At 68.6% G+C, this 12266-nt stretch carries 11 protein-coding genes; 7 read left to right on the top strand and 4 right to left on the bottom strand.

What is annotated here, in order from left to right; all coding sequences use genetic code 11:
- Window positions 1–150 precede the first annotated feature (150 nt).
- Genes PGN37_RS03705 through nagA form a run of 3 tightly spaced genes read left to right on the top strand, consistent with a single transcriptional unit; the run spans window position 151 to window position 2583 of the window.
- Complete coding sequence (locus PGN37_RS03705) at window positions 151–621, top strand: PTS sugar transporter subunit IIA (RefSeq protein WP_335329664.1); 471 nt, start codon at window positions 151–153, stop codon at window positions 619–621.
- Window positions 621–1406 (top strand): glucosamine-6-phosphate deaminase, encoded by a 786-nt coding sequence (gene nagB / locus PGN37_RS03710; protein ID WP_335329665.1) that lies wholly within the window; start codon window positions 621–623, stop codon window positions 1404–1406. The genes PGN37_RS03705 and nagB overlap by 1 nt, the downstream gene beginning before the upstream one ends.
- Before the next feature lies 1 nt (window position 1407).
- Complete coding sequence (gene nagA, locus PGN37_RS03715) at window positions 1408–2583, top strand: N-acetylglucosamine-6-phosphate deacetylase (RefSeq protein ID WP_335329666.1); 1176 nt, start codon at window positions 1408–1410, stop codon at window positions 2581–2583.
- On the opposite strand, the gene PGN37_RS03720 is transcribed toward nagA, so the two are convergent.
- Entirely contained in the window at window positions 2534–4444 is a 1911-nt protein-coding gene (locus tag PGN37_RS03720) for a cellulase family glycosylhydrolase (RefSeq protein ID WP_335329667.1), read from the bottom strand. The two genes, nagA and PGN37_RS03720, sit on opposite strands and share 50 nt — an antisense overlap.
- A 449-nt stretch (window positions 4445–4893) precedes the next feature.
- Between PGN37_RS03720 and PGN37_RS03725 the strand changes: the two genes are divergently transcribed.
- On the top strand, window positions 4894–6612 hold the full coding sequence (locus PGN37_RS03725; RefSeq protein WP_335329668.1) for a hypothetical protein: 1719 nt from the start codon (window positions 4894–4896) through the stop codon (window positions 6610–6612).
- 1 nt (window position 6613) lies between these two features.
- Here PGN37_RS03725 and PGN37_RS03730 read toward each other — a convergent pair whose 3' ends face one another.
- Window positions 6614–7522: a short-chain dehydrogenase/reductase gene (locus PGN37_RS03730; RefSeq protein WP_335329669.1), complete on the bottom strand. Its 909-nt coding sequence runs from the start codon at window positions 7520–7522 to the stop codon at window positions 6614–6616.
- Between the two features lie 135 nt (window positions 7523–7657).
- Between PGN37_RS03730 and PGN37_RS03735 the strand changes: the two genes are divergently transcribed.
- Window positions 7658–8530, top strand: a complete 873-nt coding sequence (locus tag PGN37_RS03735) for a glycoside hydrolase family 16 protein (RefSeq protein WP_335329779.1) — start codon at window positions 7658–7660, stop codon at window positions 8528–8530.
- Here the strand turns inward: PGN37_RS03735 and PGN37_RS03740 are convergent.
- A complete protein-coding gene (locus tag PGN37_RS03740; RefSeq protein ID WP_335329670.1) occupies window positions 8505–8660 on the bottom strand; it encodes a DUF2256 domain-containing protein in 156 nt (51 codons plus the stop codon). The genes PGN37_RS03735 and PGN37_RS03740 overlap by 26 nt on opposite strands.
- Before the next feature lie 82 nt (window positions 8661–8742).
- Between PGN37_RS03740 and PGN37_RS03745 the strand changes: the two genes are divergently transcribed.
- Complete coding sequence (locus PGN37_RS03745; RefSeq protein ID WP_335329671.1) at window positions 8743–10497, top strand: lipocalin family protein; 1755 nt, start codon at window positions 8743–8745, stop codon at window positions 10495–10497.
- Here PGN37_RS03745 and PGN37_RS03750 read toward each other — a convergent pair.
- Entirely contained in the window at window positions 10481–11671 is a 1191-nt protein-coding gene (locus tag PGN37_RS03750) for an NAD(P)/FAD-dependent oxidoreductase (RefSeq protein WP_335329672.1), read from the bottom strand. The genes PGN37_RS03745 and PGN37_RS03750 overlap by 17 nt on opposite strands.
- 52 nt (window positions 11672–11723) lie before the next feature.
- Here PGN37_RS03750 and PGN37_RS03755 point away from each other — a divergent pair, with 52 nt between their 5' ends.
- Window positions 11724–12251 (top strand): hemerythrin domain-containing protein, encoded by a 528-nt coding sequence (locus tag PGN37_RS03755; protein ID WP_335329673.1) that lies wholly within the window; start codon window positions 11724–11726, stop codon window positions 12249–12251.
- The last annotated feature ends 15 nt before the right edge of the window (window positions 12252–12266 follow it).

Below are 12266 nucleotides of genomic sequence, written 5' to 3' on the forward strand. Positions count from 1 at the left end.
CCTGACTTCTTCTGCGCTTCTTGTGGTTTCGCAGATCGATCCGTCACAGGTCAGCCTTCCTTCTCGCCGGTTTCGTGCCCGTGCGCAAGTTCTGCAAGCCTATTCTTGGTGCGATCGGCTTTCATCCGATCGACAAAAGGAGTCGCGCCAGTGAGCCCCACATCCGTCCTCGCCCCTGTTCAGGGCCGCGCAGTCCCCCTCTCCGACGTACCCGATCCGGTGTTCTCGGCGGGCATGGTCGGCTACGGGGCGGCGGTGGACCCGCCACACGAGGTGATCGAGGCGGTCGCTCCGGTGACCGGCAAGCTACTCAAGCTGATGCCGCACGCGTACGTGATCATGACCGCCGACAACGTCGGTGTCCTGGTCCATCTCGGACTGGACACCGTGGCGCTCGACGGGGAAGGCTTCACCACCCACGTGAGCCAAGGTGACGAGGTCACCGCCGGCCAAACCGTGATCACCTATGACGTCCCGACAATCGTGGCCAAGGGCCTGAATCCCATTGTGCCCGTTGTGGTGATGGACGAGCGGGAGCCGGACAACGTCACGCCCGGCGAGGCGGTCCTCGAAGGCGCGGTGCTCGCGTCGGGCGACGGCCTGTTCACGGCCGGCACCTGATGGAAGTCGTTGTCCTGCAGGATCGCACCGATATCGGGCGCGTCGGCGCCGACGCGATATCGGCGTTGCTCGAACGCACACCCGATGCGGTTCTCGGATTGGCCACCGGGTCCTCGCCCCTGAGCATCTACGACGAACTGGTGGCCCGACACGAGGCGGGCAAGCTCTCGTTCCGGCAGGCCAGGGGCTTCACGCTCGACGAATACGTCGGCCTGCCCGCAGATCATCCCGAACGCTATCGCACCGTCATCGACGCGGTGTTCGCCTCCCGCGTGGATTTCGCTGACGGTGCCGTGCAGGGCCCGGACGGCCTGGCCGCCGACATCCCGGCCGCGTGCGCGGCCTACGAGGAGGCGATTCGTGCCGCCGGCGGGGTGGATCTGCAGATCCTCGGGATCGGCACCGACGGACACATCGGGTTCAACGAGCCTGGATCGTCGCTCGCCTCGCGCACCCGGATCAAAACGCTGACCCAGCAGACCCGTCTCGACAATGCCCGATTCTTCGACGACGACGTCGACGCGGTGCCCACGCACTGCCTGACGCAGGGGTTGGGCACCATCTCGGAGGCGCGGCACATCGTGCTGGTGGCGACGGGACGCGGCAAGGCCGAGGCCGTGCACCACCTGGTCGAAGGGGCGGTCAGCGCGATGTGGCCCGCGACCGTGCTGCAGCACCATCCGCACGTGACCGTGCTGCTCGACGACGCGGCCGCGCGGCGGCTGCAACTCGTCGACTACTACCGCGAGACGTATCGAAGCAAACCCAACTGGCAGGGCATCTGAGGTGCTGCTGCGCGCCGACACCGTCCTGACGGGGCGAAAGTCGTTGCAGCCCGGATGGATCGACGTCGTCGACAGTTCTATCCGCGCGGTCGGCGAAGGCGAGCCACCCGTGTCGGTGGACCGCGACCTCGGCGCGGTCACCGTGGTCCCGGGGTTCGTCGACTCCCACCTGCACGGCGGCGGCGGTGCGAACTTCTCCGCGGCCGACCCGGAACAGACCGCTACAGCGGTCGCCGTCCACCGCAGCCACGGGAGCACCACTCTGGTCGCATCGCTGGTCACCGCCGATCGCGATGACCTGCTCCGGCAGGTCGGGACGTTGGCCCGCGACGTCCGCTCGGGGCTGCTCGACGGGATACACCTGGAGGGCCCGTGGCTGTCACCGCATCGCTGCGGTGCGCATCAACCGGCTTTGATGCGCGATCCCGAACCGGCCGAGATCGACGCCGTCCTCGAGGCCGCAGACGGTGCGATCCGGATGGTCACCCTCGCCCCGGAGCGCGCCGGGGCGATCGCCGCGATCGAGCAGCTCACCGCCGCCGGAGTGGTGGTCGCGGTCGGGCACACCGAGGCCACCTACACGCAGACGCGGGCCGCGATCGACGCCGGCGCGACGGTCGGCACCCACCTGTTCAACGCCATGCGCCCGATCGACCGCCGCGAACCGGGCCCGATCACCGCACTGCTCGAGGATCCACGCGTCACCGTCGAACTGATCACCGACGGGGTGCACCTCGATCCTGCGATCTACCGCCTGGTCACGAAAACTGTTGGATACGACCGTATCTCCCTGATCACCGACGCGATGGCGGCGACCGGTATGCCGGACGGACGCTACGACCTCGGCCCGTTGGCGGTCGATGTGGTCGACGGGGTGGCCCGGGTCGCGGGAAGCGACACCATCGCCGGCAGCACGGCCACGATGGACCAGGTGCTTCGGAGTGCTGTCCGCTACAGCGACATCCCGCGCGACGAGGCCCTCCAGGCCGCGGTGGCGCAGGCGTCGGTGAATCCCGCTGCGGCGCTGGGGCTGCCCAGCGCCGAACTCGCCGCCGGGTCGGCCGCCGACCTGGTGGTGCTCGACGATCAGCTGACGGTGACTGAGGTGATGCGAGCGGGCACCTGGATCACAGCCGAACCGCCGCCGCGTCCATCAACGCCCGGGCGACGGCCTTGAGCGTGAGGTCGGCACGGAGCACACCGAAGTTCTGCTCGCCGTCGGCCGGATTCGTCCCGCCGTCGACCAATTCGTAATAGATCAACGGCCCGGCCCAATCCCAGAGCGCGACCTGATCGCGGGCCCCGAGCATGATGGCTGTCTGCTGCTGCTCGGAGACGGCGTTGACGCTCGTGCCTGTCGGCGCGCCGAATTCGGTGATCCAGACCTGCTTGTCACCGTCTCCATGGCTGGCCATGACGGCCTGAAACGCGGGCAGATCGTAGAAGCCGCCCTCCTGAGGCTGGGCAGGGTCCATCGACAGATACGGATAGCTGTAGGGGTGAACGGCGATCGCGTCGGCGAGCTGAGCGGTCCCGTTCGCGTAGAGCTGCTCCAGGTAGGTGGCAGGAGGTACCTCCCCCACCTGGCCGTCGTACTGCGGGCTGAGACCGCCGATGAGCAAGGTCGAGCGCGGATCGACCCCGCGGATCGCCGTCGCGGCGGCCCTGAACAAGCGCCCGTACTCGTCGGCATCGGGCATGGTGGGCCAGAACTTCTCGGTGTTCGGTTCGTTCCAGACCTCCCAGGAACTCACCCCTAGTGGCGCGTACCGCTGCGCGGCGAGCTGCGCGAACTTCGCGAAGTCGGCGAGGTCCGAGGGCCGGGCGTGGGTCGGCTCCGCCAGCGATTGCGTCCCGGACGAGCGTGCCCACGCAGGCGTGAAGCCCAGCATCACGAGCACGTTCATCTGGTGGGCGACGGCCTCGTTGACGAGGAGGTCGGTCTGCGACCAGTCCATGCGGCGCTTCGTCGGTTGGATGGCAGACCAGTCCATGTCGATGCGCACCCACGTCACGCCCATCGCCGCCATCAGGTCGAACTCCTGCTTGACCGTCGCCGCATCGGCGCCCCGCAGATGAAGTGTCATGCCGATGCCGGACGCCGGATCGTCGTCGGCGATGACCGCATTGGTCTGCCCGAGGAGTGAACCCGCCGTTCGCACGATCAGCGCTCCCACGGCGCTGGTCAACTCGACGCGGACGATCTCGTCCGGCTCGTAGGTCGTGTCACCGACGACGGTGATCGGGATCGTCGCCGACGTCTGGCCGGGCGCGAAGACCACAGAACCCGTGGCTGCGACGAAGTCCGTGCCCGCCGTGGCCCTGTACCCGGTCCCGGTGTAGCCGGACACCGTGTACCCGACGGTCACCGCCGTCTTGGACGCACCGGACAACTGGACCGTCACCTGCTCGACGTGTGGTCCGCTGTCGCCCTCGGTGAGGTAGGTGGTGCCCTGCGGGAAGCCCACGGTGATCGACGGGCTCGGCTTGCCACCCTTTGTCACCGCCTGCAGCTGCAGGCTCATCCGTTGGACGCTGGCCCCGAAGAGTTGGACCTTCTCGGCCAACGCATCGCGCCGAGAGGTCAGCGCCGCGCCCCACACGAGCGGCATCACCGCGGGCGAGACCGGGTCCTCACCCACGGACCCCGACCGGTCCCGGAGCGCTCGAGGCGACAACCACATCCGCACCCGCTCCGTCGACCCCTGCGACCGAGGTGCCTGTTCGACGTCCGAGTCACGTGCCTCGCGCGTCCGGCGGCTGGTCTCCCGGCGCTCCTCGCGGGTGGCCGCCTTTCGCCGCGATTGACGGGCCTCCTCGCGGGCCTCGTCGCGGGTTTCGGTCGCGCGATCCCGGGTCGCGCCGACGCGCGCACGTGTCGTCGTCGACGTGCTCGACGCGCTCTGCGACGTCAAGCCGTCAGCCTCGGAACCGCCGGAGTCAGCAAATGCGACGCAGGGTGTGGAGGCGATGGCCGCACCGATGCCGAGCGCGACTGCGAGTGCGCCGGCCCGGCCGACCCAGGCGGAGCCGCGCACGCTCGCCGTCCGGCGGGCACCGACCTCGGCCGGCGTACCCGCGGCGCCCTGGCGGTTCCGATCGACCGGCGTGCTCGCCTCACGCCGTGCAGGCGCTTCGACATGTGAAAAATGATGCTGTCGAATCATTTTCAAGATCACCCCCGACGAGTTGGATCAACCCGGTACCGAACAGCCGTCACGTTCGGCAATTGACGGCAGTGTAACGTCCCTGTGGCACGCCGGAAGCGTTAACCGGTGTGATCGCCGCCGTCGACGGCTCCCCCGCGCAGACTGGGTCCGCTCGAGCACCCGGTCGGTCAAGCCCGGGCTTTGAGCTATCCCAAAAACCATCTCCAGCCACCCTGGTTTCGTCGTCGGGCGACGCATCGCCCAGCCTGCCGTGTGACTGGGCTCACAGGACAACGTATGTTGTCACGGTCACGATTGGTGAAGACAGGCGGTTCGCGGTGATTGCTGGACGGGACTCGGTACAGCGGGCGCACAGACGCTCGCGCATTCGATCGGCTGTCGCCGCCGCGACGTTCTGCGCGGGATTTGCCGCACTGCCGTCGCCGGCCGTCGCGTGGGCGGACCCGGCCAGCGCGGACTCCGACACCTCCGCCGCCCACTCCGTGACCCCGCCGCCGAGCTCATCGCCCAAAGACACGGACGACAAGCCGACGTCGGAGTCGACGGCCGGCGCCACCAGGCCCAGCGACAGCGACGAGGTGACGCGACCGCGGTGGCGTCGCGACGACACCGACAGTGACGCCGACGGGCACGAGCGCGACACCCGTCGCCCCCTGCTCGCGCGGCTGCAGGAGAAGGCAGAGGAGCGCCGAGCCCGCAGCGCGGCAACCGACGAGTCGGCCGCCACTCCCGACGTTGCTGAAACTCCCGACGGTGCTGCGGCCCCCGAGAAGACCCCGCGTCGTCTGCGCCTCGTCCACACCGACCGCGAGGTCCAGCCGCCGGCTGTGTCGGAACCGACCGTCGCCGCCGCGGTCACCGAACCGTCCACCGCCGAGATCCCGGTGCCGCAGCCGCTCTCTCCCCTGGGCAAGCTGGTACAGCTGCCCGGGCGCCTGATCAACACCGTGCTCCAGGTCCTCGACATCACGTCGTCCACAAGCGGGCCGCAGCCGCCGATCAAGATCATTCCGCCGATCAACGATCTGCTGTTCGCAGTCTTCCGCGAGGGCGAGAAGTTGTTCCGCCTGGACCGGACACCCCCGCCGCAACCTCCGATTCCGGCGGTGACCTACGACGGCCCCCCGACCGGCGAGACACCGACCGTGGCGCAGTTCCTCAACGCGTCGGCATCCGGATACGGGCTCGGGACCACACCAGAGGGCCTGGTTCCGTTCACCGTCAACGGCTTTCAACTCGCGTCGGCCAACATCCTGTCCGGGATGGCCGCGCGCGCATGGGTGACCCCCGAGGGGCAGGTCGTCATCGCCTACCAGGGCACCACCGGCGGCACCAACCTGCTGTTCAACCCGCTCATCGCCGGGGCGCAGCTGTTCACCGACCTACAGGTCGTCTTCACCTCGAAGACTCCGCGCGCGTTCTACGACGCGCTGCGCTTCGCCAAGCGGGTGCAGGCCGCCGCGGAAAGCCAGGGTTACGACGCGGACGACATCTTCGTCACCGGGCACTCACTCGGCGGCTGGGAAGCCCAGTACGTCGCCCAGCAGCTCGGCCTTCCCGGCGTCAGCTTCGAGGCGCCGGGGATGAACACCACCGTCGACGGAAACGGCCGGGACTCGATGTTCGTCAACATCATCACCTACGGCGATCCTGCAGGGTTCATGGCGACCGACCTGCCGGGCCTGCAGCCGCTCCTGCCGCCGTACGTCCCGGGCGGCGGCAGCAAGCCGCACTACGGCAACATCGTGCTGATCGGCGATCCGGCGGCCATGACGCCTCTGCTGAACGCGGCGACACTCTGGCACACCGGCCCCATCAGGAACCTGATCTTCCTGGCCGACTTCTTCGGCAACTTCTTCCAGTACCACCTGCCGGGCATCCAGGCCTACCACCTCGACGTCGTGCCCGATCCGGGCGTGGTGCCGTGGTTGGGGACCGCGCGCGGACCGGTGAACGTCGGCTGGGGCGAGTTCACGATCCCCGAACTGCTCACCGTCGTGTCCGGCACCGCGACGTCCACCGTCGTCGCCGCCTGATCTACGAACCAGGCTGTCGCGCACCGTCTTCAGCCGCGGTGATGGCCGCCTGCACGTTGCGGTTGTGCAGCAGCACGTCGTCCATCACCGCGGTGGTCACCGACCGCAGCGCGCGCAACGGCCGCACCCAGGCCGGTGCGCTGACGTGCGGCGCGCGCCGCTCGATCGCGTCGAGCATCGCGTCGGCGGCCTCGGCGGCGGTCATCTCCTTGGTGAACACCCGGGGCACGGCCTGTCGGATCGCGGCGGCCGAGGCGTCAGAGAACGCGTCGGCGGCCAGGTCGGTGTCGATAAAGCCCAGGTAGGCGATGCCCGCGGTGGCACCGTGGGAAGCCAGCTCCACCCGCAGGGTGCGGGCGAGTTGCTCCACGCCGGCCTTGCTCACCGCGTACGGCGCGGCGAGCACTTCGTTGAAGAACGCGAAGATCGACCCGACCAGCAGGACGTGACCGCGGCGCTCGATGACGGCAGGCAGGGTGGCCCGTACGGTGCGCCACTGACCCAGGAGGTCGACGTCGACGGTGTGCTCGAAATCGTCCGGGGCGATCGTGGCCACCGTGTGCGACGGCGGCGCGATCCCCGCGTTCGCGATCACGATGTCGATGCCACCGAACCTGGCCACGGCATCGTCGGCGGCGCGTTGGAGCCGCTCCGCGGAGGTCACGTCGGCCTCGAAAGCTGCCGCACGAGAACCTAATTCGTCAGCCAGCTGTTGCAGCGGGGCCAACCTGCGGCCCACCAGCGCGACCTGCGCACCGCGGGCGTGCGCACGGCGCGCCGTCTCGGCGCCCAACCCCCTGGCCGCGCCGGTGATGAACACGACGCGGCCCTGCAGCTCGTACCGTGGTGGGCGGGCGACGATCCGGTAAACCGTTCGGCCGGCCAACCGCACGGCATCGTCGAGGATCACGGCTACAGACGGTAGCCGTTGAACGGTGCCGTCAAACCAGCCCCGACACGGCCGGGTCGCTTCCGAGAAGGCCGGAAACCCCCGGCCGTCATCCTTTATGGTCATTCGGTGCCAGAACTCGATCGCCGTCACCTGATGTTCATGTTCGGTGTGGGTGCTGCGGCCATCGCCTTGCCCACCACGCTGCCCACCGGGACCGCCCATGCGCAACCCTTACCCGGCGACGTCCCGCCCGTTCCCGCTCCCCCCGGAGCGCCGCCCGCCCCGGGCGCCACGGTCGACCCCGGCCCGGTGTTCCTGTTCCAGGAGGAGTTCAACGGTCCCGCGGGCGCACCGCCCGATCCGGCGTGGTGGTTCATCGTCCCCGAGCGCGAGACGATCAAGAACCCCGTCGAGTGGGACAAGCCCTACAACATGGGCCGCTACGTCACCGACCAGGAGCACGTCTTCCAGGACGGCAACGGAAACCTCGTCATTCGGGCCACCCGCGGGCCCGGCACGACGATCCAGGAGAAGTACGCGAGCGCCAAGATTATCGGGAACTGGCGCGGCGGCGTCGGCACGACGTGGGAGGCGCGCATCAAACTCGACTGCCTCACCGACGGCGCGTGGCCCGCATTCTGGCTCCTCAACGACAATCCGGTGCGCGGCGGCGAAGTGGACCTCGTCGAGTGGTACGGCAACAGGGACTGGCCGTCGGGAACCACGGTGCACGCCCGGCTGGACGGCACCTCGTTCGCCACCGACCGGCATCCGATCGACAACGCCTGGCACACCTGGCGAATGACGTGGCTGCCGACGGGCATGTACTTCTGGAAGGATTATCAGCCCGGGATGGAGCCGTTCTTCACGGTGCCCGCCAACTCGATCGACGACTGGCCGTTCAACGATCCCGGATACACGCTGGCGCCGGTGTTCAACATCGCCGTCGGCGGCTCGGGCGGCCGCGAGCCGGCCGGCGGGACGTACCCGGCGCAGATGCTCATCGACTGGATTCGGGTTTTCTGACCGCGTTGCCGCGGCAGCGGCGGGAGCAGTAGACGATCTGGTCCCACTGTCCGCGCGACGCCCACTTCTTCCGGTTGTGGAAGGGACGGCCGCACACCGGACAGATCTTCACCTCGGGTTGCGCCGGCATCCTGCTTTTGTACGTGACGTCTCACTGACGTGGACGACAAATCCGTCCGCGCCGACGGTGGTGCCGGGCTAGGTTCGAGGCCGTGACGTCGAGACACTGGGGTTACTGGTTGTTCGGGCTGGGTGCCGGTGCGTGCATCGCGTTGGGGGCCGGGCAGGGAGTAGCCGGCGCCGACCCCAACGGTGGAGACACCGGTGGCACCGGTGACACCGCGTCGAGCCGGTCGGTGGACTCCGGTCCATCGCGGGATGCAAAGGCCGACAGGGCCGAGAGGCGCGCCGCGAGGAAGGCGGCCCGAGCCGACGACGATGCGGCGACCGCACCTGAGTCGACGAAGCCGCGCAATCGCGCGACGGCCCGCAGCGCCGCCACCAGCACGGACGCCGACACCGGGCCCGCGAAGCGGCAGCGCCTGCTCACGCTGCGCACCACCGACACCGGCGACTCCGAGTCCGAACCACCGGTCGTCGCGCAGGTCGAGGCGGCCGGCACCGTCACCGGTGTGCGGACCGGGCGCGCGAAGCTGGACATCCCGGTCGGCGAGAAGGACCTCAAGACCCGGGCCGACTGGTACTTCCCCACCCAGTCCGACGGATCCGTCGACGCCACCGGCGTCATCTACCTGCAGCACGGCTTCATGGGCCGCAAGTTCTTCTACTCGGCTCTGGCGAAAGACCTGTCGCAGCAGACCAACAGCATCGTCGTGGTGCCCAACATCCCGTCGTTCCCGTCGCTGCGCTGCGGCGGCTGCTGGCTGAACGGCACGCAGACCCAGCAGGCCGTGGCCGACCTGTTCCTCGGCGACGAGAACGAACTCCTCACGAGCGCCGCCGCCGCCGGCTTCACCGGTGATCTGCCGAAGGACTTCGTTCTCACCGGCCATTCGGCCGGCGGCGGTCTGGCCGCCGCGGCGGGCGGCTACTACGAGGCCGACCCCGACAACGGCGGTGACCTCCGCGGCGTCGTGATGTTCGACGGGTTCGCCTACAAGAACGTCGTCCCCGACGCCCTGACCCGCCTCGGCGACATCCCCGTGTATCAGATCGCAGCGCCGCCGCAGGCAGGCAACCTCTTCGGCGCCACCACCAAGGAACTCGTCGCCGCCCGGCCGGGACAGTTCGTCGGGGTGACACTGGCCGGCGGGTCCCACGTCGACTCACTGCTGGGCGGCAACCCGGTGATCGATCTCCTGTCGCAGCTGGTCACCCGGTTCTCGGCACCGGGTGACACCGCGGCCGTCTACACACTGGCATCGGGCTGGATCAAGGACCTGTACCAAGGCCTGGGGCCGGCCGACGGCACCGGCATCTACGGCGCGCCCGACCAATACATCGTGCTCGGCGACACCTCGGCGATCGTGCTGGCACCCCCGCCCAGTGTCGACGTCGACTCCTACCTGGGCACCTGGTACGAGGTGGGCAGCGTCAAACAGTTCTTCTCGATCGGGTTGGTGAACACGAAGGCCGTCTACGGACGCAACCCCGACGGCTCGATCAGCGTGGCCAACTCCGGCAACTACTTCGTCGACAACGGACCGGAATCGACCATTCAGGGAACAGCCCTGCCCGTCGACGACACCAACAGCAAGTTGAAGGTGACGTTCTTCGGCAAGCCGAATGCCAACCCGCCAGGCAACTACTGGATCGTCGATCTCGATCCCGACTACCAATGGGCCATCGTGACCAATCCGACGGGACTGTCGGGCTTCCTCCTCAGCCGCACGCCCGTGGTGTCCGAGGATTTCTATCGCGAATTGCTCGCCCGCGCTTCGGTGTACGGGGTCAAGGCCCGCATCACCCCCACCCGTCAGCCCGGAGCGGTCACAACCGCCCTTTGAGGATGCCGTGCCAGTAGGTCTGCGGGAGCAGGTAGCGGTCGAACGCCCACGCGGCGCGGCGCGGCTTCGTCGAATCGACGAACGACGGCAGTGACGACGCCAACCGACCGCTCCGGTCGAACTCGCCGGCGATCAAGCGTCGCCTGTCGGTGGTGATCGGCGCGACGGTGTAGCCGTCGTAGCGCTTCATGGCGCCACCCTCGCGGGCCGCGCGCAGGTTGTGCACCAGGATGGAGATCTGCCGGCGTAGTGCGCCGCCGGACGGGTCGGTGTCGACGGCGGCGCCGTCGCCGGCCGACCAGATGTTCGGGTACCTGCGGTGCCGCAATGTGGTCGGGTCGATGTCGATGAGCCTGTGGGGTTGATCGCCCGTCAGGCCTGATGTCTCCAGCCACCGCGGGCCCCGGAACGGCGGGACCAGATGCAGGAAATCGTAGGCCAGGTGTTCACCGCTGTGCACGGTGATGGACTGCGCCTCCGGCTTCAGTTCGCATACCCGGGTGTCGTAGAGGACACGAACATCGAAGTCCGACAACCGTTTCGAGAGCCTGGCGTCGATGCCGGGCACACCGACCAGGTGGGGTCGATCGATCACCAGGGTGATGCTCACTCCGGGCAGCCGCCCGGTGTCGCGCCAGTGCGCGGCAGCCAGGAACAGTGGCTTGATCGTGGTGCCGGTGCAGCTGACGGGGGCGCGGGGGACGGTGAACACCGCGTGACCGCCGGCCGGCATCGCCTCGACGCGCCGCCATGTCTTCTCGGCGTGGTCGAGGTAGTTGCTGGCCACCGCCGGGGTGTCGAGAGCGGCGGCGACACCGGGTAATTCATCGTCGTCGGGCACCAATCCGGTGCCGATCACCAGGTCGGTGTAGCGCAGTCGGCGACCGGTGGTGCACTCGACCGTCGACTCCGCCGGGTCGATGGACACCGCGGCATCGCGAATCCAGGTACACCGTGACGGTGTCACCGATCGCTGGGTGCGCTCGGCACTGCGCAGCGAAGCCTGCCCGCCCCCGACATAGGACAGCAGGGGCCGGTAGGTGTGCACCGTCTGCGGCTCCACGACGGCGACACGCTGAAATCCCTTGCGCAGCAAGCGCGCCGCAGCACTGATCCCGGCGTTCCCACCCCCGACGACGACGACATCGAACCGCTGCTCGGTGTCTCGTTCCACGGCTTCGTGGTACCCCGGTTCCGGGTGGGGAAACCCGGGTATTCCTACGCTCATGGCCGACATCATCGATCTCATCTACGCCGACCACGACTGGCTGCGCCGCCAGTTCTTCCGGCTCGACGACGCGCACTCGCCTGAGGAACTGGCGGCGATCTGGGACGCGCTCGGCACGCGGTTGGATGCGCACGCCGACGCCGAGGAAACGGTGTTCTACCCGGCGCTGCTGGTCCACGGAGGTCGCGACGACCCGGGAAATCCCGAAGGGGACCCCGAGGACGAGACCGAGGACGCGATCACCGACCACAACGCCATCCGCGATGCGGTGCGCCAGTCCCGGGAGCATCAGCCGGGCAGCGACGAGTGGTTCGCGGCCGTCAACGCGGCACGCAAGGAAAACGGCTCCCACCTCGACGAGGAGGAGCGCGAGGCGATGCCGGACTTCATCAAGAGCGCCACGCTCGAACTGCGCCACGAGCTGGGCATGAAGTGGCTGCAGTTCTACGCCGAACGCGAATCCATCACCGGCGTCGACACCGACGACAAAGATGCCGACCGCTACATCGAGCAGCACAGCGTCTGATCGCAACGTCTGATC

This window comes from Mycobacterium kyogaense (assembly GCF_036946525.1).
In the GTDB taxonomy this organism is placed as follows: domain Bacteria; phylum Actinomycetota; class Actinomycetes; order Mycobacteriales; family Mycobacteriaceae; genus Mycobacterium; species Mycobacterium kyogaense_A.

Bases quoted from the DNA above. Each gene is read 5' to 3' on its own strand.
- nagB (WP_335329665.1), top strand. From the start codon at position 621: ATGGAAGTCGTTGTCCTGCAGGATCGCACCGATATCGGGCGCGTCGGC.
- PGN37_RS03735 (WP_335329779.1), top strand. From the start codon at position 7,658: ATGTTCATGTTCGGTGTGGGTGCTGCGGCCATCGCCTTGCCCACCACG.
- PGN37_RS03740 (WP_335329670.1), bottom strand. From the start codon at position 8,660: ATGCCGGCGCAACCCGAGGTGAAGATCTGTCCGGTGTGCGGCCGTCCC.
- PGN37_RS03755 (WP_335329673.1), top strand. From the start codon at position 11,724: ATGGCCGACATCATCGATCTCATCTACGCCGACCACGACTGGCTGCGC.